The 25,844-nt window shown below is 42.3% G+C and carries 19 protein-coding genes; 6 read left to right on the top strand and 13 right to left on the bottom strand.

The genetic code is table 11. The features are described from left to right. Positions 1-11: 11 nt before the first annotated feature. From tsf to I3255_RS02470, 11 genes are all read right to left on the bottom strand, one after another. The gene (gene tsf, locus I3255_RS02520; RefSeq protein WP_238036446.1) at positions 12-893 is read right to left on the bottom strand and encodes a translation elongation factor Ts; all 882 of its coding nucleotides are present in this window, start codon (positions 891-893) and stop codon (positions 12-14) included. Positions 894-1,255: 362 nt separating this feature from the next. Further along, complete coding sequence (rpsB, locus tag I3255_RS02515) at positions 1,256-2,041, bottom strand: 30S ribosomal protein S2 (RefSeq protein WP_238036445.1); 786 nt, start codon at positions 2,039-2,041, stop codon at positions 1,256-1,258. A gap of 411 nt (positions 2,042-2,452) precedes the next feature. Next, a complete protein-coding gene (locus I3255_RS02510; protein WP_238036444.1) occupies positions 2,453-2,902 on the bottom strand; it encodes a chemotaxis protein CheX in 450 nt (149 codons plus the stop codon). 38 nt (positions 2,903-2,940) lie between these two features. After that, entirely contained in the window at positions 2,941-3,390 is a 450-nt protein-coding gene (locus tag I3255_RS02505; RefSeq protein WP_238036442.1) for a chemotaxis protein CheX, read from the bottom strand. Positions 3,391-3,420: 30 nt separating this feature from the next. Further along, positions 3,421-3,783, bottom strand: coding sequence for a response regulator (locus I3255_RS02500; RefSeq protein ID WP_058025789.1), 363 nt, complete (start codon positions 3,781-3,783; stop codon positions 3,421-3,423). 62 nt (positions 3,784-3,845) lie between these two features. Then, positions 3,846-6,053 (bottom strand): ATP-binding protein, encoded by a 2,208-nt coding sequence (locus tag I3255_RS02495; RefSeq protein WP_238036440.1) that lies wholly within the window; start codon positions 6,051-6,053, stop codon positions 3,846-3,848. A 12-nt stretch (positions 6,054-6,065) separates the two neighbouring features. Next, the gene (locus I3255_RS02490) at positions 6,066-6,941 is read right to left on the bottom strand and encodes a transporter substrate-binding domain-containing protein (RefSeq protein ID WP_238036438.1); all 876 of its coding nucleotides are present in this window, start codon (positions 6,939-6,941) and stop codon (positions 6,066-6,068) included. 353 nt (positions 6,942-7,294) lie between these two features. Next, complete coding sequence (locus I3255_RS02485) at positions 7,295-8,554, bottom strand: multidrug effflux MFS transporter (RefSeq protein WP_238036436.1); 1,260 nt, start codon at positions 8,552-8,554, stop codon at positions 7,295-7,297. Between the two features lie 310 nt (positions 8,555-8,864). Continuing rightward, a complete protein-coding gene (locus I3255_RS02480) occupies positions 8,865-9,668 on the bottom strand; it encodes a hypothetical protein (protein ID WP_238036434.1) in 804 nt (267 codons plus the stop codon). A gap of 71 nt (positions 9,669-9,739) precedes the next feature. Continuing rightward, the gene (locus I3255_RS02475) at positions 9,740-10,552 is read right to left on the bottom strand and encodes a crotonase/enoyl-CoA hydratase family protein (RefSeq protein ID WP_238036432.1); all 813 of its coding nucleotides are present in this window, start codon (positions 10,550-10,552) and stop codon (positions 9,740-9,742) included. Between the two features lie 209 nt (positions 10,553-10,761). Next, positions 10,762-14,259, bottom strand: coding sequence for an ATP-binding protein (locus tag I3255_RS02470; protein ID WP_238036430.1), 3,498 nt, complete (start codon positions 14,257-14,259; stop codon positions 10,762-10,764). A 593-nt stretch (positions 14,260-14,852) separates the two neighbouring features. On the opposite strand from I3255_RS02470, the gene cysM reads away from it, so the two are divergent. From cysM to I3255_RS02440, 6 genes are all read left to right on the top strand, one after another. After that, the gene (cysM, locus tag I3255_RS02465) at positions 14,853-15,812 is read left to right on the top strand and encodes a cysteine synthase CysM (RefSeq protein WP_238036542.1); all 960 of its coding nucleotides are present in this window, start codon (positions 14,853-14,855) and stop codon (positions 15,810-15,812) included. Positions 15,813-15,836: 24 nt separating this feature from the next. Then, positions 15,837-16,661, top strand: a complete 825-nt coding sequence (locus tag I3255_RS02460) for a 3'-5' exonuclease (RefSeq protein WP_238036428.1) — start codon at positions 15,837-15,839, stop codon at positions 16,659-16,661. 62 nt (positions 16,662-16,723) lie between these two features. After that, positions 16,724-18,280, top strand: a complete 1,557-nt coding sequence (gene rlmD, locus I3255_RS02455) for a 23S rRNA (uracil(1939)-C(5))-methyltransferase RlmD (RefSeq protein ID WP_238036426.1) — start codon at positions 16,724-16,726, stop codon at positions 18,278-18,280. A gap of 381 nt (positions 18,281-18,661) precedes the next feature. Then, positions 18,662-21,199 carry a bifunctional (p)ppGpp synthetase/guanosine-3',5'-bis(diphosphate) 3'-pyrophosphohydrolase gene (locus tag I3255_RS02450; protein ID WP_238036423.1) on the top strand — a complete coding sequence of 846 codons (2,538 nt, stop codon included), beginning with the start codon at positions 18,662-18,664 and terminating at the stop codon, positions 21,197-21,199. A gap of 55 nt (positions 21,200-21,254) precedes the next feature. Further along, positions 21,255-22,184: a bifunctional DNA-formamidopyrimidine glycosylase/DNA-(apurinic or apyrimidinic site) lyase gene (gene mutM / locus I3255_RS02445; protein ID WP_238036421.1), complete on the top strand. Its 930-nt coding sequence runs from the start codon at positions 21,255-21,257 to the stop codon at positions 22,182-22,184. Between the two features lie 288 nt (positions 22,185-22,472). Continuing rightward, positions 22,473-22,913: a hypothetical protein gene (locus tag I3255_RS02440; RefSeq protein WP_238036419.1), complete on the top strand. Its 441-nt coding sequence runs from the start codon at positions 22,473-22,475 to the stop codon at positions 22,911-22,913. 113 nt (positions 22,914-23,026) lie between these two features. Here the strand turns inward: I3255_RS02440 and mscL are convergent, their stop codons facing one another. Both mscL and typA read right to left on the bottom strand, forming a co-directional pair. After that, positions 23,027-23,470, bottom strand: coding sequence for a large conductance mechanosensitive channel protein MscL (mscL, locus tag I3255_RS02435; protein WP_238036418.1), 444 nt, complete (start codon positions 23,468-23,470; stop codon positions 23,027-23,029). 272 nt (positions 23,471-23,742) lie between these two features. Next, positions 23,743-25,593, bottom strand: coding sequence for a translational GTPase TypA (typA, locus tag I3255_RS02430; protein WP_238036417.1), 1,851 nt, complete (start codon positions 25,591-25,593; stop codon positions 23,743-23,745). Positions 25,594-25,844: the final 251 nt, after the last annotated feature.

Here is a 25,844-nt window from a genome sequence, read left to right as displayed (position 1 = left end):
TGACTTAGCTCTTACTTATTAGCAGCCTGAGTTGCAGCAACTTCAGCAGCGAAGTCTTCTTGCTTCTTCTCGATGCCTTCACCAACTTCTAGACGTTTGAAACCAAGTACTTTTACGCCTTCAGCTTTTAGGACATCACCAACTTTTTTGTCGTTGTCCATAACGTATGGCTGACGTAGCAAAGTTACTTCGTCTAGGTACTTACGTAGACCACCTTCGATCATTTTTTCAACGATGTTGTCAGGCTTGCCAGACTCTTTTGCTTTGGCTTCGATGATGTCTTTTTCGCGTGCCAATACGTCAGCAGCCACGTCTTCGTCATCTACAGCAACAGGGTTGAACGCTGCAATGTGCATTGCAAGGTTTTTACCAGTGTCAGCGTCGCCACCTTCATAAGAAACCACTACACCAATACGTAGACCATGACGGTATGCAGCGATGTTAGCGCCTTCAAGTACTTCAACACGGCGAACCTGAATGTTCTCACCGATTTTTTGTACTAAAGATACACGTGCTTCTTCAACAGTCTGACCATCGCCATAAGGCAATTCAGAGATAGCAGCAACGTCAGTGACGTTGTTTTCTAGTGCAATGTTAGCCACTTTTTCTGCAAAAGCAGTGAAGCTATCGTCTTTTGCAACGAAGTCAGTTTGGCAGTTAACTTCTAATAAGAATGCTCTGTTTTCGTCTTGAGCAATGATGATAGCGCCATCAGCTGCGATGTTACCTGCTTTTTTAGCTGCTTTTGCTTGACCAGATTTGCGTAGGTTATCAATGGCAACTTCAACATCACCATTTGATTCTTCTAACGCTTTTTTACATTCCATCATGCCAAGACCAGTACGGTCACGCAATTCTTTTACCATTTTGGCAGATACTTTTACTTCTGTCATAAGAGTCACCTTAGTATAGTTATGTATAAGAGGAATTAATGTCTATTCGATATCTTAATGTTGCTTTAAATCTAGCAAGACAGCTCATTTTGAGTCATTACTAATATAGCCATCAATGATGTCAAAAAGATAACATCTTAAAAACATAGCGCTATAGCCAGTACGAGCGATAATACTCGCCCATTAGCTACTCGGTTATGTATAACGGCCTCATTAATAATGCTCTATTCAATAACAAGGCATGACGAGTAAAACTACATCATGCCTATTATGAGCTTATACGCTGTTCACAACATTATATGGATGCTGATAGTCACACTATCAAGACACCCTTACAAAGTTAAACTTTTTAACTCAGCTGTTTACTCAGCTGAAGTTGCCGCTTCTTCTGCAGCTGGTGCTTCTTCAGTAGCAGGTGCTTGCTCAGCTTTGCCGCCAGCTTGAGTTTGTGCGTATTCTTTACCAGCGATGATAGCATCAGCCATAGAAGTTACATACAAGGTCACAGCACGGATAGCATCATCATTAGCTGGGATGATGTAGTCAACGTTGTCTGGGCTTGAGTTAGTATCAACGATACCGATAACCGGGATACCTAGGTTTTTAGCTTCTTTAATAGCAATTGCTTCGTGATCTACGTCTACAACGAAGATAGCATCAGGTAGGCCGCCCATGTCTTTGATACCGCCTAGTGAACGCTCAAGTTTTTCCATATCGCGAGTACGCTCTAGCGCTTCACGCTTAGTTAACTTAGCAAAAGTACCGTCTTCTGATTGCTTTTCAAGCTCTTTTAGACGGTTGATTGACTGGCGTAGTGTTTTCCAGTTAGTCAACATACCACCTAACCAGCGATGGTCAACGTATGGCATGCCAGCACGAGCCGCTTGCTCACGTACGATACCACTTGCTGCACGTTTAGTACCAACAAATAGTACTTTGTTTTTCTTAGCAGCTAGGCCGTTTACGTAAGTCAACGCTTCGTTGAACGCTTTTACGGTGTGCTCTAGGTTGATGATATGGATCTTGTTACGTGCACCAAAGATGTATGGACCCATTTTTGGGTTCCAAAAACGTGTTTGGTGACCAAAGTGAGCGCCAGCTTGTAGTAAGTCGCGCATTTCGATTTTGGTTGGATTCTTTGTAGCCATGAGAATATATCCTATTGGTTGGGTTATGCCTCCACATCACAAAAACAGCCTATTTAGCGACACGCATCTGCTATCGGTTAGTTGTCATTAGTACAGCACTAACGGATCACAAATTAATCAAGTCGCCAAACACCCAGCAATTTTTTGCCATGATGTGTGTGTCATTGGTTGGTTTAAAAAAGAAGCTATGGTTGGATTTAAAAAAATTTCAAATCTAAACTATAAAGTTATTTATAAAAATAGCTGCGCTGTATTTTATCACACAACGCCTTTGAATCTCCAGCAGTTTGTTGGTAGCGTATCAATAAGATAGAAAGCAAAAATTATGGATAGAAAGATAAAAAAAGCGACACATTCGTATCGCTTTTTTATTTCTGGCTTTAGACTTTATATCACTGGTTTCATATTAGATTATGCAATACAGATACCAATCACAGCCTTGTAACCGCGCCATGTAAATGGCGTGATATAGCTTTGGCGATCTCTAGGTAAGTAAGACACACTTGGTGCGCTTTCAACAATCTGCGGCGTAGAGATAATGAATTCAGAACCAAATTCTGTACGCGCATTACCAGAGATAGTATTGGCCATTTCACCCAGCAAGTCTTTCATCATCGTGATCGAAGAGTCAGGCTCGCCCATCACATTTATCACTTCTCGCAACATTACGCTTGGTGCACTGACATAGACGCAACCTTCAAGAGGCCCTGATATCTTAATGACACCACTATAATCAAAACCAACTGCCGTTTTATTGTTGTTCAAATAAGGGGTATCGATAGATACTTCTGAGCCGTCGATCTGTGCAAAAAATGCATTGATCGAGCTTAGAAACACACCCAACTTTTCTACTTTAAACATAATATATTAATATCCATCTGTATTACGTGACAGCAGCATTAGTCCTGCAAACAAACCACAATCTCGCCAACTTGTGAGTGCCAAGTGATGGGAATGATAAAAGAACGCTCATCGTTTGGCAATACAATACTTTGCGGTGCGCCTTTGAATACGAAGGGTACAGAGATATGAAACTCTGCACCAAACTCTTTGCGTGCATTACCCGCGATTGTATTGGCAACTTCACCAGCCAAATCGATGTAGTTTTCCTCACTCTTATCGGTTTCACCCATGCTGTCCAATATTGACGACAGTAAGTCACGGGTTGCCGAAAAATACACAACACCTTTCTGCGCGCCTGATATACCGATAACACCGGTATAGTCATGGACTTTTGGCTGTTTATTTTCTAGCAAGTAAGGCGTATCAGCAACCAGCTCTTCTCCGCCAAACTGATTAAAATAGTTACTAATAATGCTCAAAAAAATCTGTAGCTTTTGTTCTTTCATAATGACATCTGCTTTAGTCGATGAATGGTATTAGTCTTGCATCAGCTCATATAAAGACTCTACGAGCTCCTCTTCTGAGAAGGGCTTACATAAGAAACCGCTGGCACCCAATGATAAGGCTTCGATACCAGTGGCCTTATCAGACAATGCTGACACCACCAAAATACGTACATCAGGATCAATCGCAATGATTTTTTCGATACATTCAAGACCGTCCATTTGTGGCATGGTCAAGTCCATCGTGATCACGTTAGGACGATGAATGTTAAATTTTTCAATGGCTTGAACACCACTGGTTGCGGTAGCAACCAGCATAAACTTTCCTGAATCATATGCGCGCTGAATACGGTTTCTAATAATATTCGAATCATCAACAATCATTAATTTATGCATAATTTATCTATTACCTTTAATGAAGTGCTTGTCGTCCCTGACAATATGTTTACTGTTTTTAATTAAGCTTTTGGTAACGTAATGACGAACCGCGTCATCTGACCCAGCACACTATTTACGTTCAGCTTACCATTGTAGTCTTTTACTTGTGCTTTGATAATATCAAGTCCAACGCCGCGTCCGCCATCTTCATCTGCATGCTCTTTGGTTGAGAACCCAGAAGAAAATAACTGTTTGAGTAAATCGCCTTGACTGAGTTGACTTGCTTCTTCCTCACTAAAGCGACCTTCTTTGCTCAGTTTATTACGGATACTGTCATAGTCGATACCTTGACCATCATCTTGTACAACCAGTGTGACATCTGAGCCATTGTCTTGTACTTCTAAGTCAATCGTTCCAACTTCAGTCTTACCAGCAGAATGACGAGCACTTGGTTCTTCGATACCATGCACGACGGCGTTTCGTAGTAACTGGATACTAATTTCTTTGATTGGCTTAGCAAGATGCGCCGGTATATCCGTTTGCGTTAGCGTATTGCTTTTTAGCTGTACTTGCTTGCCTTGTCTAGCGGCAATCTCTTTTGCAAACTCATTATAAAAAGACAATCGATCATCGTTTTCACCATCTAAATCAATATCTAGACCACCATCAGTATCGATACTATTAACTGACTGATGATTTGCAATCGGCGCTTTCGACACACTACTGTTCAAGATATCATCACTAGACGCTATGGTTGTTTTTGCTGTCGCCGCTTTAGGTGGTGCTGAGCGGTTAATGCGTTCACCCAAGGTCGCAATGGTATTTGATAGACTCAATAAGTCATCTAAGTGTACCGCCAACTGTAAGAAATCATTACCCGATAGCTGACCTTGGTTTTGCAAGGCATGCAGCTTATCTTCTGCCTCTGAGGCAATTTTGGTAAAGCTATGCAATTTTAACGCAGAAGCCTCACCTTTCAAGCTATGCATTTCACGATAGATAGCTTTTAGCTTCCCTTCTAGCTCGTATTGTGAGCTACCAGGATTTTTCAAGATGTTGTTCATACGCTCAATATGCGCTTGGGTGTTGCTAATGAACTCATTAATGATTTTTGGATTTACATTCAAGATAGTGGTTAACATCTCAATCTGCATATCATTCTGCGAACGCTCTTTTTCTAAACGCTGTTCTAAGTAAACAGCATCTGACACATCGTTGACGTTAACCAAGATACGTGCAATATCTTTATCTTCATAAACACGTGAGAATTTAAAGTCTAAGAAGCGATTGTTAAGTCCTTTATCATCAGAGCTGTTATGTAGCATCACTTTGTGCAAAGGATTTAGAGAATCTACCAGTTTTTCTTTAACTCGAGGATTATAGAGCTGCTCAATGAACTGCTGAGTGGTCTTAAGATCTTTGTCAGAGATACGACCACGCAAGACGTTGGTAAAGTTCTCTCCTGCTAGCCTATCAGAACCGACAATACTGTTAAGCGCGCGCGAGTGCTGCTGACCAATATTTAGGTCTTTGTCCAGTAGGAATAGACCCGTATTAACCGTTTCCATAATCTCTTGCGTTTCGCGACGAGCAGCAAATGCCTCAGCATCCGTCTCACGTAAACGGCGTACAAAGAAGAATACGAAGATCAAGAAGTAGGCAAAGATCGCAATAACCCCAAGTGCCTGAATCAGACGAATGGTATTGGCTTGGCGTTCTGCGTCATCAAATACTTCGTTGGTCAAATCATCTAATGATTCGTTCATTAGCAAACTTGAGGTTTTCGCCTGCTCTACCGCCTGAGTCAAGTCATCTGATGAATCGACCAGTACGTTATCGGCATCTTTTAAGTAAGTTTCAATTCTAGGCTCAAGTAGCTGCCATTGCTGGTTTGCCGCTTGTACACTTTCTTGTGCACTACCACTAACGCTCGGTAGTTTATACGTCTTACCATCAGCATCGTCGGTAATCGTGCCGCCTTCTCCGATAGCGGTCAACGTATTGTTAATCAGTGCTGTATTCTGTTCCAAACGCTCTAATACGCGCTGAATGTGCGGCGAGTTGGTATCTTCACCGTAACTGCTATCCAAATCGAACAAATCTTTAATTACTGACTGTGCGCTGTTTGCTACTTGGTTGGTCTGATCAATCAATACGGTATTTCTTTCAAGCAAGCTTGAGGTATAGAAAGTAAATGCAAGCAAAGCACCGATCAAAGACAAAAACAGTGCAATCGAAATAATCAAGCCGCGATAACGTTTGTTATCTCCATTATTTATTGTAGCCATATCAATCGTCCCTTAGTTTGCTTGTTCAGTGGTGGCAGAAGTACTAGCTGTTGGACTTTCTGTCTCACCAAGCCAGCGAGCTTCGATTTCTTTAAACTTACCTTCCGCCTTTAGCTTTGCAATACCCTCATTAACTGTAGCAATCAGCTTAGTATTGCCTTTTGCCATTAGTACTACCTGTTGGGCGGCAGGATCACTCTCACTTTCATAAGGGACAATAGTCACTTTACTTTCTGGGTGGTTTTTATCAATATATCGCCAAATAATAGAATCGTTAACTATAGCGTCTACCTGGCCTTGCACGAGTTTTTCATACAATAAGAATGGGGTTTTATCAGAAATTAACTCGGAGTATCCACCTGCATCAATAACCTGACCAATTGATTTACCGCCTTCCATCCCGCCAACTTTGAGTCCTTTAATGTCATTTAATGATTGAATTTTCAAATCGGGATTCTTGTACATTATCGCAGCAGGGTTAAAGAAATAAGAGTCAGATAACCCATATTTAGCATCTCTTTCTGGCTTATAAGATATTCCCGCCAGAGCCATATCTCTAGAACCAGACTCTACAGTATCAAAGAGGTTGACCCATGGCTCTTTATAAAACTCAACCTTAAAACCTTGTTCTTCACCAATTGCTCGGATAGCATCAACATCAATGCCTTGCATATTGCCATAGTCATCTTGGAATGAAAACGGTGGTGTTACGCCTGTAGTAGCAACCTTAAAAACAGGCGCATTATCAGGCAATTTGCTAACAAAACTGTCTTTATTTTCTGTTGCTGCTGTACTGGCTGTACTGGCGCTTTCTTGAGTGGGAGAGTTGCCACAGCCGAACAGGCCAACGCTCAGCAAAATGGGTAACGCTCGATATAACTGCATCATAATCTATCCTTGAAACTTAACGTTGTTGTACATTTTAATGAATGACAATCTAGAGAGGTTAGGCAATATTACTATAATATTTACTTACAGAAAGTTACGTTAGATAATACTTACCTAACTTTACAATTGCAATAATAATGTTTGACAATTATGTACAATTAGTTATATATACATAATAATTCATATATATCTATACAATATATATATTATTAATATTTATAGAACTTGAAGAAAAAGCTATATTAAAAAGAAAATCTTATATACAAATCAATAGCAGACATAAAAAAGCACCCATACGCTCTAAACGTATGGATGCTTTTTACAAGTACTTGATTTACGATAAGACCTTGTATTTACTCTGCATCGTCAAGATTTAGGTTACGGTCTATCTGCCAAATCAAAAAGGTACCAATACTCATTAGCGCAAACATCGCAATACCGATTTTAAGCACTGGGTTGACGGGGAATAGATTCAATAAAAGTCCACCAAAGATACCGACTGAAAACATAAGCGATCCTTGCAATGCACTTGCCATGCCCGCGCGGCGTTTCTGAAAGGCCAGTGCAATGGCCGATGCATTAGGCTGACTCAGACCCAAACCTGCAATACAAAAGAAAATACAAGCCAGTACCAGTGGTAACCAAGCATCAGTACCCAAAAACAGACCTATCACAAACAGTACACCTGCAGAGATAACCTGCATCATCGCACCAAAGCGCAGAATACTTAAAATACGAAAGCGATTGGTGAGCCATTGGTTCAACTGAGTCAAACCTACAAAGCCCGCCGCATTCATCCCAAATAACCAACCAAAATGTGTCGCCGATACACCATAGGTATCCATGATAAGCTCAGAGGCTGAGCTGATATAGACGAACATCGCCCCCATCAACAACCCACCACCAATCGCAGGATAGTTGAAGGTTGGATCTTTTAATAAATCCCAATACTGACTGAGCACCTCTTTTGCAGGACGCACATTACGATTTTCTTCGGTCAATGTTTCAAAAAAGAAAAACTTGGTAAGCAATAAATTTAGAGCACCAAAGGCGGCCAAAAACCAGAAAATGGAATGCCAATCAAAAAACTGCAAAAACAGTGCACCAAGCGACGGCGCTAATATGGGTGCTAAGCCCATGACTAAAATCATAATCGAAAAAGCTTTTGCGGTTTGCTTGGCTGTTAGGCGATCTCGAATAGCAGCTCGCGTCACCACTGCCCCTACACAAGCGCCCAATGCCTGCATCGTTCGCCCTACAAATAATATATATTCATTGTCAGTGGTCGCACAAAGAATGGACGCAATCACATATAGAGTCATGCCTATGTATAAAGGCTTAACACGGCCGACACGGTCACTAAAGGGGCCATAAAATAACTGCCCGAATACCAAACCCAAAAAATACGCTGGCACAGAGTTGGCCATAAATGCCGTAGACACGCCAAAATCATCTGCCATTGATGGTAGCGCAGGCAAATACATATCAATGGATAATGGTCCTACCGCAACCATTAATCCTAGCATCATAATCCATGCAACAGGCAGATCAGCAGAACGTACTCGTTCGGAGGCAATAGGTTTATTTGGGAGAGAGGATTTTGGGGCAGACATAGTTAGACCATTTATATAGTGATGATTACTTAAGCGCTTGTAAGATGCATAAAATAGATATTTTTAACGACAATAGTGCATCTTTATCTAAATCTGTGCAAGCGGACAGTGTTATATCGTGCTGTCCACTTGTATTTCAATAGTCATAGGGAACTAATGAAACAAGCCTTAACAACTAAAAACAATCAACGTAATCTGTCAAAATATGTTTGGTATATTTTTGATCCAAATGTGGCTATAAAAGTGACTAAAATTAAAGATGTTGAGAGCAGAATCGTTCTGAATAAACCCTTTAACCTCTAGCTTAAATTTACTTTTCTGAATTATTAATTTCGTCAAATTCTGCTTGAGTCATTATCTGTCTATGGTCTTTAAAAAAATTAATAACGTGCTCATTATTATCAACAAACCCTTGGATAATCTCTGGATGCTCTAATATACGGCCATCAACTGCTATTACATCTTTAAACGCCTGCGCAAATTGTGTATCGTAGCCGCTCAGATTAAATCTTTGGTTATAAGCATCATTCATTATTCTAACTTTGTACTGTAGTAAAAAATCCTTATCCAATATGGTATACAGATCATAATAATTATGAAAAGGACCAAGTTTTTCATTAGGATACTTAGCAAATATCAGTTGTAATGGACTGGTCTGATTTGACATACCATCTATCACTAGCATTTCTTGACTAGAATCAGCATAAAATCGCTCGATGTTTGACGTTTTTTCTAGTAGCGACTCTGGAGGAAAAGTATAGTAAAAATATTCCTTACCAGTGACAATTTTGCCATTAAGTTCATACAAGGGATCTACTTCTACTCTAAACACCTTCCCTAAGTCCTCAGAGGGACAATGAAACTCACCGGATAAGTTTCCTGATAAAGTCTCAGCTTGAAAGTTTAATACCAAGCTTTTCGTTGAGAACTCATCTAAATTGCCAGCATCATTATAGTTACATCTAGGAAAAGTAGTGACATACACTTTGTCTGATATTTCTGCGGGTATATAAGCGGTAACTGGCTCATTTGGATCTTCTGGCTCGGTACATCCGATTACTAAGATTCCTATAGTATTCAAAACAAAAATGCCTATGAACCTTAGCATCGTCATAATCATCCTAGTTCGTACAGTTAAGTCTTATTAAGTTCTGAATGGAGCGTACTTCTAGAACCAAAAGAATGTTAGCGAAACTGGCGTTTACTAAATACGGTGCTGGCTTGCTTTGCTTTTCTAAGAGCAAGTTTACGATTACGACCAATCATCATCTTAATTTGCCAGATTTTTTCTTTATATAAGGTAGTCGCAGGCTGCTCATACATCGCATTGATTACGCGTTTGCTCGCTAGCACAGCGTCAGGAGAGCGCTCAGCAAACTCAGCTGCCAGCTGTTGTGCTTGCTCAAGCGGCGTCTCACTACAATGACTGATTAATCCTAATTCTTTGCCATCATTGGCATTGATGATGCGTGCAGTCATGGCAAGCTCTTTGAGAACGTCTTCTCGTACCACCCCAAATGCTGACTGTGTCAATCCCATGTCCGGTACCAAACCCCATTTGGCTTCCATAATAGACAGCTGGCAATCTGGATGGCTAATACGCACATCACAGGCCAATGCCAATTGCAATCCAGCGCCAATACAGTAGCCTTCTAGTACCGCGATGACAGGTACTGGCAGATCACGCCACACCAAGCAGACACGTTGGAATGAGCTTTGCCAAGGCTTAATCAGCTCCCAAATGGCAAAAGCTTGGTTTTTTGGATGGTTTAAATCCCCTAAATCAATACCTGCACAGAATGTGCCTTCGGCACCATTTAAAATAACCGCGCGTATCGTTTTGTCTTTGCCAATGCGCTCTGCCACGGTAATCAGTTCATTTATGACTTGAAAGCTCATGGCATTTTTTTTATTCGGACGATTTAAGGTGACTGTTAATATATTATCTACGACACGCACTTGTAATGTTTCATACTGGTAACTGGCGACCACGTTCATAATAATCCTTATTAATGAATAAAATAAATATAGTAATGATGGTCACAATATTAGCAGGCTTAACCCTACTCTACCGTAGCAATAACTGACTGCTACGATACTGTATCAAGCGTCTGCCTTTTAATATTCGCACATTATCTGGCTGCTAGTGATCGGTATCGTATGCAATTCACTTATTACATCGCATAATAACGGTCCGATTGCCTGCTCTAAATCATTTTCCACGTCATGTCATTTTCGCTCAAACGATGATAGTTAAGCTGAGGGTAAGCCGATAAATCCACGTTTTGTAAATTATTCAGTGCGGTAAGTAGTGCCTCATAATACGGCTCAATCATCGCAAATTGTACCGGTGTTGTATGCTGTACATTCAATAAGCACTTGTCCTCTAAGTCTTGGCTGGCCTGACGTAGCTGCGGCACTCCTGTATAACGACTGCCACCCAATATGCGATGGGCGATTTGTGCTAACAAGTTGCGATCACGAGCTTCCCATGCTTGAGTCAGTGCTTGCTTTTCCTCGTTAATCGTATCAAGCATCATAATGATGAGCTTGGCTGCCAAATCAGGTTTGTTTGCTGAGCGAGTAAGCGCATCTTGCCAGTCTAAAATATCAGACGTATCCGTTGTACTGAGGTTTTTTTGATGAAGGTTGTGATCCGCTTGCTCATATAGCCTTTTATCCATATTCGCTGTTATGTCTTCAGCAGAATTATCTATCGGTTCTTTTGGTGGATGCAATAATGATTCTTGCCCTTGCTTATGTAAACGTAGGCTCTCATAGCGAGGCTGGTTCTCGCGGGTGGTCTCTCGTCTATAATCGTCACGGGGCTGACTGTCACGCAAGTAGTCATCACGGATTTTTTTCAGTGATAATGGTCGAGTGACTTTTGGCGGTTCTGTGATTTCAGTCCTATCACGAACGCTTTCATTGTCTTTGACCATCGGGTAAATAGCGGTCTTTTGATCTGAAAGCGGCGTGGATTGTTCTGTGAGATTTAAATTTTCAGAGTCAGTATTTTGTGAATCGATGCTTTGCAAATTAGAATCTTGCAAATTAGAATCCTGTAAGTTAGAAGCTTGCAAATCAGTATCAGGCAATGCCGTTAGTTGCGGCGTGGTACTTTTTCGGCCTAGCCACTTTTGTAGTACTTGCAATAACTGAGGTTGGCTGATTGGTTTGCCAACGTAGTCGTTGATACCACTGGCGATAAGTTTATCACGCTCATCAGCTAGGCCATGTGCTGTCAAGGCGATAATAGGAATACGACTGTCCGTAGCCTCAATATTGCGAATTTGCTTAGCCGCTTCATGACCTGACATGCGCGGCATTTGGATATCCATGAATATCAAATCGATATGATTTTTGTCTTGGGCAGCGATTTTATCGTCGACACCCACATCTTCAGCATAGAATGTATTGCTTGATTTTTTATTGACCTCATCACGTGTTTCGGCTTTTGAGAGTTGCGTTTTATTCGACAGACTCTGCTTATCGTTTTTAGCAGATTTGATGTTTTTGGTTTGTTGTTTGCTGATAATCTCTATCGCATCAAAGCCACTACTCGCTGTCATTACCTGAATGCCAAGCTCGCTCAGTAATGCATCGAGCACCAATAAGTTTGGCAGATGATCATCGACTGCTAATACGGTTACGCCTTTCCAGCGCGGTTCTTGTAAGCTCTTTGGCATACTACGGTTTTGTGTATCAAGCATCGCATATAGCTGTCTTTTGTCTAACGGCTCATACAAGATATTGGCTTGATAGCGGTTAAGCAGCGCTTGGTCAGCCGCCACTTGATAGCCAAATACGGCAAGCTTGCCTTGATAATGGAGGCGGATTTGCTTGAGTAACGCCATCATATCGTCTTGCGTGTCATCATCGACGATGACCCAATCCCAAAAGTTGCCATGCTCTTTGAGTGACTCAAGCACCCCTGGTAATGAATTGGCTTGGGTAAGTTTAATCGGCAAGTACTGCAAGCTGGCCTTCAGCACTTGTATTGAGGCGGTATGACTGATCCAAACCAATACGTTAAATTCATCAGTTTCGCTCGCAAGCGGTGCCAATATCGGTAGCTCAATGGTCTGACCAGTTGGTGCTTCTAACACATCGACATGTGCTGGCATGCGAAACCAAAACGTCGCGCCTTGATTGGCGATGTTCTCTTGAGCATTGTCATGAAAGCCAATATCGCCACCCATCAGACGCGTTAATTGCTTGGAGATAACCAGACCCAACCCCGTACCACCATATTGGCGCGTGATTGATGGATCACCTTGGCTAAAGCTCTGAAACAGCATTTTTTGATCAGCAAGCGAAATGCCTTTACCACTGTCTTGTACACTGATCATCAAATAGTTATCACGGTGATCGTCCAAGCTGACCCGTACGACCACATCGCCACTATCTGTGAACTTGATGGCATTTCCCACAATATTGGTCAATACTTGCTTGAGGCGCAGCGCATCGCCATTGATACGCATTGGCACATCGTTATAGAACAAGACAGCCATACGCAGACCTTTCTCCGCAGAGACAGGAGAGAGCATATCGACCACGTCATAAATGGTGTCATACAGATCAAACTCATGACGATCAAGCACCAGCTTGCCCGCCTCAATCTTAGAAAAATCTAGAACGTCATTGACCAAAGCAAGCAGGTGTGCCGAAGACTTGCGGATGGTCTGCACATATAAATCCTGTTCAGGATTGAGCTCACCGTGACGCGCTAATAAGTTAATAAAACCATCGATACTGTTCAACGGCGTGCGCAGTTCGTGACTGATATTGGCCAAAAATGCTGATTTGGCTTGGCTGGTCGAGATAGCGGCATCACGCGCATTTCGAATAGAGATGTTTTGCATTTCCATCTCATCAAATGCCAAACGCAGATCGTCTTCGGTTTGCTCGGCATGATCTTTAAGCTCTTGAAAACTTCTATGGAGGCGACGGAATGTCTTGACCAAATCTTGCTGTAATAAATTAAGCTCACCGTCCGACTCTACTGGTACAGGCTGATATAAGTTATCAACATGGGTACGTTGTAATTGCAAACGCAGCTCATAGATAGGTGCAATCCAACGTTTTGAGTAAATATTTAAGCTGAGTAATAATATTAAAATAGTGAACAAGCCGGTAATTACCAGCGCCATCGCAATCCGATAACGGGCGATATAAAGAGGTTCGTTATCCATATCGACCAGTAGCCACAACGTCTGCCCTTCAAACTTACCCAACACGCTGCCATATGCCGTGCCTATAGGCGTTGGTTTTTGCGATAAAAACTTTGCTGAGTCACTGATTAGCGGCCATTTCTCGTTCAGACCATAGCCTACCGTAGCCAATACTTGATTGCCTTCATTGATAATAGCAATACGCTGTACGTGCTGCTCAGACTGCATACGCCCGAGTTTATCCTGTATGCTTTCGAGCGTCGTCATCGCCGTTTGCGACGCATCAGCAGCACCGCTACCTATTTGCTGACGTTCTTGCTCTAATAAATCAGGAATCAGCTCTGCAATGGCGGGTGTATAACGAATCAGCACCGCTTCGGCCAACACTTCTTGCTCAGAATCGCTCGCTCGCATGGTTTCGTGAAATACCAAAATACCGCCCACCGCAGCCAACACGCAGATGGGTAAAAACACCAGTATGATCAGCTGCCCATAGGCACTGCTGGTATTAAAACGTTTTTTATATGCCATGCTCGCTCTACTCTCTACGAAAATGCTGTCTGTGGATTTTGTTACGGTCTCTACGCTACTATAAAAAATGCTTAAGCTTGCTAGCTTGTCTTTTAATGATACGCCTTTTATGGCTCAAGATTATCTTAACAGGATTCTATAAATGGCGGTTAAACATTAGAGATCAGTCAAATAGTCACTTTGACCAACAGACCCTTGATAAGACGTGCTAAATGTTGGCTTGCTCTATCAAAAACTGACTTTATCAAAAAACAGCGTCGCCACACTACTAAATATATTGATGCCTCATTCAAAAAATGACCAGTCATAGGCTAATCCAGTGACCATTATTCTTTTATGCAATAAGCGCAGCTAGCAACAAAATGATATAATGACGCAACTTTTTATTTGCCACAATAGACCGCTCACCCTCATGATGAATGAGAGCGTGCTCTAATGCCGCCAACTTTTGGTTTGCTTATCACCATAAACCAATATACAAAACGGCTGTCTCAAATTATGATCAAACAATAAAAAACAGTGATCCAATCAAAGCGATCACCCAAGTACATATTTTAAAAAATCAATAAGGATACCTTATGTCCGCGACGGCCATGTCAAATGCCAACTTTATCACTCAAGTGACCACGCTTGCCGATTGTGTCGGTCAAACGCCACTGGTTAAATTACAGCGCCTACCTGAACAAGAGCGTATCGAAAATGGCGCGACGTTATTGGCCAAATTAGAAGGCAATAACCCAGCTGGCTCTGTAAAAGATCGCCCTGCTTTTAATATGATTTATCAAGCAGAACAGCGCGGTGATATCAAACCCGGCGACACATTGATTGAAGCCACTAGCGGCAATACTGGCATTGCATTAGCCATGGTCGCGGCGATGCGCGGCTATCCAATGACATTACTGATGCCAACCAACTCTACTCAAGAACGTAAAGATGCCATGATTGCTTATGGCGCGACGTTGATTGAAGTTGATGAAGGCATGGAAGCGGCACGTGATTTGGCATTGCAGATGCAAGCCGATGGTAAAGGCATCGTCTTGGATCAGTTTAATAATCCTGACAATAGCCAAGCACATTACCTGACTACAGGGCCTGAGCTGTGGGCGCAAACTTGCGGTAAAATCACCCATTTTATTAGCTCCATGGGCACCACTGGTACCATCACTGGTGTCTCACGTTATTTGAAAGAACAAAATCCAGACGTCAAAATCATTGGTTTGCAACCTGATGAAGACGCTTCTATTGCTGGTATTCGCCGTTGGCCTGCCGCATATATGCCGGGTATTTTTGACGCAGATTTGGTCGATGAGATCATGGATGTCGATCAGCGTATCGCTGAAGTCTACATGCGCAAACTGGCAAAAACTGAAGGTATTTTTGCTGGAGTGTCCTCAGGTGCAGCGGCATGGGCAGCAACGCAAGTCGCCAAAAATAATCCTGATGCCGTTATCGCCTTTATCGTCTGTGATCGTGGAGACCGTTATTTATCGACAGGTTTATACAATGTTGATGACAGTCATATCGATAATGATGCAGATAACGCAGCACAGTAAGCTTATAACAATGCAGGATTCTTTATGTCACAAGCTCTACCGTCCGACCCTATACTAGTTTTTGATATTGAGACGGTCGCCGATATCGATGCGGCTCGCCGTATCTATCCACAATTGGCCGATCTTAATGATGCAGATACGTTGAGCGCGCTGACGGCGATACGTACGCAAGAGGCAGGACATGATTTTATGCGCTTGCCATTGCAGCGCATTGTCTGTATTTCCGCTTTATATATCAAAGATGGCAAGTTATCGCTATTTTCGTTGACCGCAGATAAGTTTAGCGAAAAAGACATTCTTGCCAAGTTTTTTCGGGCATTCAATGATCTTGCAACCTTGCCACAACTCATCAGTTGGAATGGCTCAGGCTTTGATATACCCGTACTGATATATCGCGCTATGCAGTATGATTTGTCAGCGCCATGGCTGTTTGAAGAAGGCGAACGTATCAAAAATATGCGCTTTGATAACTACGTCAATCGCTTCCATACACGTCACCTTGATTTGATGGACAGATTTAGTCAGTACGGTGCCAGTCGCCGCGAGGCTATGGATGTGGTCGCAAGCTTATACGGATTACCGGGCAAAACTGACGTTGATGGTAGCATGGTGGGCGCGCTCGTCAGTAACGGTGATTGGCAGACACTCTCCATCTATTGTGAGTCTGATGTGATGAACACTTGGCTCATCTATCTTCGTTGGCTACGTCTGACAGGAAAGCTGTCCTCATCAGACTTTGATGCTTGGCAACAGCAGAGCTACGACTATTTAGCAAAATATACCCAAGCCGATGGTAGCCCAAGACATCAAGAGTTCATCGCTGACTGGTCATCGGCACCCAAATTATAGAAACCGTATTATTAGCAGTTTGTTATTCTCCTCTTATAGTTATTTATTATTAAGGCAGGTTTATGCAACCCACCGATTCCAAAACGTCGACAGCAACTGATGCAACATCGCAGAACAATGTTACTCAAACCAGTGATACCCAAAAGATTGCTATTCCTCCTAGCAAGAAAAAATCTAAACCATCATCAAAGACACGTCGTCGTCTAAAAGATGCAGAGCCGATTCCTTTTACCGTTGATAGATTGTCGCATGATGGTCGCGGTGTTGCCATCTATGGCAATGGTTTCGGGGTTGATGACGGCCACGCTGAAGATAAGCATGGCAAAACCGTCTTTGTCAGTTTTGCGTTGCCAGGTGAAAGCGCCTTGGTCAAAATAACCAATAGCCGTGCCAGTTTTGAGGAAGGCGATGCAATCAACATCACTGCTAATCCAAATCCTGAACGTGCTGTACCGCCTTGCCCACACTTTGGCGTCTGCGGCGGCTGCAACTTGCAGCACTGGGAGCCAGAGGCACAGATAAACTTTAAGCAGTCCGTACTTGCTGAGATGCTAATGCATCAAGCCAATGCAGAGCCTGACAATTGGCTCGCGCCTGTCATCGGCGATCGCCTCGGCTACCGTACCAAAGCCCGATTGGGCGTACGTTATGTCGTCAAAAAAGAAACCGCGCTTGTTGGCTTTCGTGAACGCTCAAGTAACTTTTTGGCAGAGCTCAATGAGTGTCATATTTTAGACCCACGTATTGGTTTTGAGATCGAAAATCTAAAAACGCTTATCAGCACGCTAGAGAGCCGTGACAAGATTGCCCAGCTTGAGCTTGCGATGGGTGAGGAATTACCAGAGCTTCCTGATGGCAACCAACCCGTTGCGCTTATCGTGCGTCACTTAGAACCGCTGTCAGATGCCGATATAGACAAATTAAAAAGTTTTTTTGCGGCGCGCAATTGGCAGCTATATCTACAGTCGAAAGGCGCTGATAGCATCCAGCGTATTGCTTTGACAGATGCTGATGATTTGAGCGAACAATTTGGTCGTTTGTATTATCAACTGCCAGAGTATGACTTGACGTTTGAGTTTATTCCTACTGACTTTACCCAAGTCAATCTGTCTGTGAACCGCCAAATGACCAAGCTGGCTTGCGACTTGTTAGACTTAAAAGCAGGTGAGCGAGTATTGGATTTATTCAGCGGTCTGGGTAACTTTAGCTTGCCACTCGCGCGTCTCGTTGGTGAGACCGGTTCAGTAGTTGGTGTCGAAGGTAGCGAGGCCATGACTGAGCGTGCTGCTGACAATGCACGCCGCAACGGTATCAACAATACTGAGTTTTATAGCCAAGATTTGACAAAAGACTGTACGGACAAGCCATGGGCCAATCAAGGTTTTGACGCGTTATTAATCGATCCACCACGCTCTGGCGCTTGGGAGATTATGCAGTATTTGCCAAAGTTCAATGCTGAGCGCATTGTTTATGTCTCTTGTAACCCAGCAACCCTCGCTCGTGATACAAAAGCATTGTTAGAGCAAGGCTATCGTCTGACTCATGCTGGCGTCATGGATATGTTCTGTCATACGGGTCATGTTGAATCTATCGCTCGCTTTGAAAAAGTCGCGGTTTAATTTTGACCCTTATGATGCGATTAATGAGAGCATCCAAAATAGCCGTTTCATAGCAGCATGGCTCAACCCAAAATGTGGATGAGTTTTTGCCAATAAGTCGCGGCTATTTCACGCAATCAACCATAGTCATTACAGAGCCTCGCTTGATTTGTCACTTCAAAGTGAGATAATACTAAACAATCTTCTTATGTTATAAATAAGGGTATAAGAAGTACTTGCACTCATAGCTTTATATATTTTACGCGCATTTTATAGCTGCTAAAAATCAGCTTTTTAGCAGTTGTATTGATTTATAGCTGTCACTTTATGAATCGTTCATTCAGAGTGTGTGCATAGTAGATGAGGTTATAATCAATTCAAAATAGCTAAGAGGAGTCGGCTATGGTAAAAATTCGTGAAGGATTACCGCTGGTGGATGGACAAACCACGCAGGCCGATAGTGCAGCACTTGCGGCGCAATTGGTGGCGAGCCAACGCTCCCACCAGTCTGCCAATAGTTACGCCCAAATTCCCCTCGATATCAAATACCAGCTGTCAACTCACAAGCTACATACGACTTTCGATCGATCAGCGGCACATACTTATGATGGCCTCGACCCCGCGCTTGAAAACGAGTATCTGGACAATACCTATACGCTCTCAGACGAAGAGCTCGAATCAATTGATTTAGATCAAGCCAATATTGATGTACCCACTTGGCTCGACAATGTGGCGAAGCGTATCGGACAAGAGTCTGTACCTCATCTGAGTGCTGCCTGTGAGTTTATCCGTAGTCACATGAATACTAGCGAGTCTGAGCGCTCAGGTGCTTACGTCACTGGTATTGGCATGACAGACATATTGACCTATCTCTATCAAGATGAAGACGCGCTTGTTGCTGCCATGCTATATCGCAGTGCACGCAAATCCATCATTAGTCTTGCTGAAGTTGAGAAAAATTTTGGTGCGGATATCTTGACTCTTGTCAAAGACACGTTAGCAATGGGGAAACTCTCAGAGATTATTGAGAGCAATAAACGCTTAGAAGATCATTTCGTCAATAATCAGCGTGACCAGCTATCAAATATTTATAGCATGCTCATCTCTGTTACCAACGACGTGCGTGTGGTACTCATTAAATTGGCAGAGCGTACCTTTGCCATGCGTGAGTTGACGTTCTCTAGACCCGAGCGTCAAACTCGTGTCGCGCGTGAGGTCATGACTATTTATGCCCCATTAGCGCATCGCCTAGGTATCGCGCAGCTTAAATGGGAGCTTGAAGATTTGGCGTTTCGCTATCTTGCGCCCGATAGGTACAAAGAGATTGCCAAGCTACTGTCCGAAAAACGTAGCGAACGCGAGTCTTATATTCAGCGTGTAGAAGACAAGCTCAATGAGGCATTAGCGAATGCTGGCATTGAGGGCGAAGTATCCGGACGTGTTAAGCACATCTATTCTATTTACCGCAAAATGAAGCTCAAAGGCTTATCCTTTGACCAGCTTTATGATATTCGTGCATTACGAGTATTGGTCAATAATCCTTCAGACTGTTATCACGTCTTAGGCTTGGTACATGGTTTGTGGCGTTATATTCCTGAGCAATTTGACGATTATATTACCAACCCAAAGTCAAACGGCTACCGCTCACTACATACCGCCGTCATTGCCGAAAACAAATCGCTTGAAGTGCAGATTCGTACTCAAGAAATGCACTTTGAAGCAGAGCTTGGCATGTGCGCACATGTCAACTACAAAGAAGGCCTGAAGAATAAAAAAGACAACTACTTAAATCAAAGAATCAGCTCGCTACGTCAGCTACTATCGATTAACAATGAGACCCGTAATCAGCCACGCTCAGCTGTCATGACAGGTGAAGAGCTAGATGACATGGAGTTTGACGAAGAAGAGCAACTCGTTGATTTTGATGAGCTCGAGCGTATTTATATCTTCAGCCGTGACGGTGACATCACTGAGCTACCAAAAGGTGCAACCGTTCTCGACTTTGCCTATTATGTGCATACCCAAGTTGGTAACCGTGCACAGGCAGCCCGAGTCAATCAGCGCTATGTGCCATTGACTTATCAGCTAAAAACAGGGGAACAAGTTGAGATCATCACCAAGGCATCGCGTGAGCCCAATCGTGATTGGCTAGTCGCCTCACTAGGTTATATTCACACCAACCGCGCACGCTCAAAACTGCGTCAATGGTTCAACAAACAAGACCGTGATAAGAATATTGAGATAGGTCGTCAGATGCTCAGCAAAGAGCTTGAGCGCCTATCTGTGCATCCCAATAGCATTGACTTAAATGATTATATTCAGCATTTCCACGTCAATACGACCGATGATATTATCGTGGGGCTCGTCACAGGTGATATCGGTCTCAATCAGCTCACCAGCCATATTTCTCGGCAGCTACATCTGGAGCCTGAGATACCACCAGAGAACTTTGCACCGCACATCGATACTAGAGATGCAAGCAAGCTTGATGCCTACAAAATCCGTATCGATGGTCTGGATAATATTGAAATCAATTTAGCAGGCTGCTGCCACCCTGTACATGGTGAGCCAATTGCTGGATACATCACCTTATCGCGAGGTGTCAGCGTTCATAACCGTGGTTGCCCTGAGTATCTGCGTTTGGTCGAGCGTGATCCTGAGCGCAAAATAGAGGCGGCTTGGCAAGTACAATCTGGTCGTTATCAGCCAGTTGATATCCACGTAGAGGCGTATGACAGACGCGGCCTGTTGCGTGATTTGACACAGATTATTGATAAAGAGAACGTCAATATCCGCAAAGTTGAAACGCTTAGCAACGATGACAATATCGCCTTTTTGAAATTTCATATCGAAGTTTCAGGGCTGGCGCACTTATCTAAACTACTCGCCAAACTAGAACAACAGCACGGTATCTTACATGCTCGTCGCGCTGTGGCTTAGTTGAAATGCTAAGCTACCAATTATTCACTAAAAAATAGAGTTGTCATAAAACATCATGCCCGAATTGCCAGAAGTAGAGACCACCAAGACTAGCCTTGCACCATTATTAGGACAGCAGGTGATTGACATAAAAGTCTTTCAACCAAAGCTACGTTGGGCGATGCCAGATGACTTGAGCAGTTTGGTTGACTACACGTTGGATAGCGTTGAACGCCGAGCAAAATATCTTGTTCTTAACTTTTTGCCTATAGTTTCTAACGATAATGATGCCTCTGTAGCACCACTTAAGCTTTTGATTCATTTAGGCATGTCAGGTAGTTTACAGCAGCACAGCTATGGCACTGAAAAACGTAAACATGATCATCTGATAGTAGTATTTAAGGATTCTGAAAACGCTAAATCTCAGCTACATTATTACGATCCAAGACGATTTGGCTCAGTATTATGGTATAAAGATTACGGTAGCAAATTACTGAACCACTTAGGCCCTGAGCCACTCTCAGAAGATTTTACCGCAGAGTATTTATATAACATTATTCAGCGTACTGACTTATCTGATAAAGACCATAACGATACAAGTTCTCATAAAAGCCCCACGAACAAACGAGCACAGTCTATCGTACGAGCTATTAAATCTGTCATTATGGAACAAAAAGTCGTGGTAGGTGTCGGTAATATTTATGCGACGGAAAGCCTCTACCTATCAGGTATTCACCCTGCCACTCCAGCCAATCAGCTATCACTTGAGCAGCTGATAATTTTAGTTGATCATATTAAAGATATATTAAAAAAGGCTATCAAACTTGGTGGCTCAACGTTACGAGACTTCACAGTAGCTAGTGGTCAGACCGGTTATTTTCAGCAAACCTTAAATGTTTATGGGAGACAAGGAGAGCATTGTCCACACTGCAATACCGTACTAGAGAATATCAAGCTCAACGGTAGAGCCAGTGTTTACTGTCCGAATTGTCAGCCACTAGCTTGAGCTTAATTATTGGTCATATGCAATGTTGTCTTAAACAAAAATAAGTCCACCACTATCTCAAAATAAATATAATCTAGCGTGATATATTTTTTACTCACATAAGAATATCCCATGTATTCTTGTTGCTTATTGGTCTACATCTTGCTTTAATAGTGCTAGCGCTTACACAAATAGCGCGCACTATTTATTCTTCTGTAATACTTACCTTACCTGTCGTTGCCGCGATATTCCTATGTGGAGACAGCAGCAGCCATTAATCATACTCATTGTGAATTTTAGGATATCGTTATGACGGTTAAAGCCAAAAACAAACGCGCAGTTAAGCAGAAGTTGTTGCCTGTCTTTACTTCCTTAGCGTTAATGGCTGCTAGTATGCAACCTACTTTTGCAGCCATAGAAATAGACGAAACTGACTTTGGCCCTTCGTATGAGACGATGGTAGTAGATACGATTGTTGGTAAACCATTGCAATTGGTCAATGCTGTGGCTGGTACCGCCGCCTATATCGTGAGCCTGCCCTTCTCTCTTATCGGTGGAAATGCCGATCAAGCTCAGCAAAAATTATTTGTTGAGCCTTGGGATGCTATGGGAAGATGTTTAGGCTGTACAGTTGCTGAAGACAACTATTATAAATCACAAGTTATTGACAATAATACTGTGCGTATTGTCGTTGACCAACCATCGGAGATTTTGATTAATACTAACGATTACGTGGTTGTCACGCCATAAGCTACTGTGTTTGATCGTTTTTAGCATGAATCAAAAAATATGACTTTGCGAATAGACAATAGAAAAGGCTAACTTTACGTTAGCCTTTTTTATTACCACTAAACTGTACATTATTATTTTACAATATGAGTATTACTTAATTTAGCACTGATTTCACGCAGTAACTGTACTTCTTCTGATGGCTCTACTACAGCTTCCTCTACAGCTTCCGTACGACGCATTTTATTTACTACTCTAACCATCATAAAAATAATAAAAGCTAAAATTAGAAAATTAATGAGTACAGTGATGAAGCTACCATATGCCAATACAGGAACGCCAGCTTCTTTGAGTGCATCGTAGGTCATAGCAACCCCATTAGGCACATCACCCAATACTAAAAGCATATTTTTAAAGTTAATCTCACCCCCTGCAATGAAAGCGACAATTGGCATAATGATATCATCTACCAATGATTTAGTGATGGTAGCAAAAGCCCCACCAATGATGACACCAACTGCTAAATCCATCACATTGCCTTTTAGAGCAAACTCTTTAAATTCTGAAACCATACTCATCGTATTCTCCTCAAGAATTATCTATAGGCGTATAGATATTTTATATAATCAGTATCATACTTCACTCTAACGTTAATCACTGAACACATCAAAACTAATGTTCATTTTGTATGTATTTTTTCAAAATTACAACAAAAAAAAGCAGTATAAAGTGAACCACTATAGCTCACCCTATACTGCTAATTCTTTAACTACTTCGATGTCTAAAAGACATTAAACTTTAGTGTTGAAAATCAACGCTCTAAAAAATTGAGTAGTTTATACTGTCGATATTATGCGTTTTTCTTACTACGGCCGTGACGCTTACGCTCACTTTCAGTCAGATAGCGTTTACGGATACGTACTGCTTTTGGTGTTACTTCAACTAGCTCATCATCTTGAATAAACTCAAGCGCTTGCTCAAGCGTGAACTTAACTGCTGGCGTCAACGTCAACGCTTCATCAGTACCACTAGCACGTACGTTGGTAAGCTGCTTACCGGTTGTTGGGTTAACCGTCATATCATCGTTACGAGAGTTAAGACCAATAATCATACCCTCATAAACTTCAAGCTGTGGCTCAGCAAATAACTTACCACGTTTTTGTAGGTTAAACAGTGCAAAGCCTAGGCAGGTACCATTTGCCATAGAAACCAATACGCCGTTTGAACGACCACCCACATCACCGATCTTTTGTGGACCGTAATGCGAAAAGCTTGACGTCATGATACCACTACCTGAGGTTAGTGTTAAAAACTCAGAACGGAAACCGATCAAACCACGAGCTGGTACTGTTGCTTCAATACGCATACGGCCTTTACCATCAAGCTCCATATTGGTCATTTCGCCTTTGCGTAGACCAACCTGCTCCATGATAGAACCCTGATGCTCTTCTTCGATATCGAAGACAACGTTTTCATACGGCTCTTGTAGCTTGCCATCAACTTCTTTTACGATAACTTCTGGGCCTGAAACACCCATCTCGAAGCCTTCACGGCGCATGTTTTCAATAAGTACAGATAAATGAAGCTCACCACGACCTGATACTTTGAACTTATCTGGAGATTCAGTATCTTCTACACGTAGTGCAACGTTATGAATCAACTCACGCTCAAGACGCTCACGAATATTACGTGACGTGACAAACTTACCCTCACGACCAGCAAATGGTGAGTTATTTACTTGGAAATTCATTGATACGGTAGGCTGATCAACTGTTAATGCTGGTAATGCTTCAACATTACTAGGATCACAAATCGTATCTGAGATATTAAGCGCATCGATACCCGTGATACAAACGATATCACCAGCCTGTGCATCTTCAACGTCAATACGATCAAGGCCATGGTAGCCCATGATTTTTAAAATACGACCGTTACGTGTCTTACCATGCTTGTCAATGACAGTAACTGGTGTATTGGTTTTAACCTTACCGCGCTGGATACGACCAATACCGATAACACCAACGAAGCTGTTGTAATCAAGACTTGAGATTTGCATACGGAATGGTGCGTCTGCATCAACTTGCGGCGCCTGTACAACATCAACGATAGTTTTAAATAGCGGCGTCATGTCATCAGCTAAATCGTCTGCTTCTAGACCTGCAATACCATTTAACGCTGATGCATAAACTACTGGAAAATCAAGCTGCTCATCAGTTGCACCTAGATTATCGAACAAATCAAAAATTTGATCCATTACCCAATCAGGGCGTGAGCCAGGACGGTCAATTTTATTGATAACAACAATCGGCTTTAGACCTTGTTCAAATGCTTTTTGCGTTACGAAACGAGTCTGAGGCATTGGGCCATCGACAGCATCAACAACCAAAAGTACGCAATCAACCATCGACATTACACGCTCAACTTCACCACCGAAATCGGCGTGACCTGGAGTGTCGACGATGTTGATACGGTATTCAGTTTCTGAAGTCTGATCTGTCCAACGAATGGCTGTATTTTTAGCCAAAATAGTAATACCACGTTCTTGCTCAATATCACCTGAATCCATCGCACGTTCAGCAATGTTTGCACGATCGCCAAAAGTACCAGATTGATGTAATAATTTATCAACCAAAGTTGTTTTACCGTGGTCAACGTGGGCAATAATTGCAATGTTACGCAGGTGTTTGATATCGTTCGCCATATAAAATGCTCGTGTCGTCTTAAAAAAATGCAGTAGCAATAAGCGCCGCTGGATAAACTCTTATCATCAATCAGATAGATATTGAATTCTAGATGATACACAATAAATGCTATCGCTCAGAAAATCTCAATATAATCAAATATCTATGCCGATAAATTCATCGTACAGATAGCTATGCTAATGTACATTCTGTCAATTTACAGAATGTTTGGGTGGCTAGTATAACATTATTGATTCATAAATTTATGAAA

It is taken from the genome of Psychrobacter sp. Ps6 (assembly GCF_022129235.1).
GTDB lineage: Bacteria > Pseudomonadota > Gammaproteobacteria > Pseudomonadales > Moraxellaceae > Psychrobacter.
This window is presented reverse-complemented; position numbering and strand designations above follow the sequence as displayed.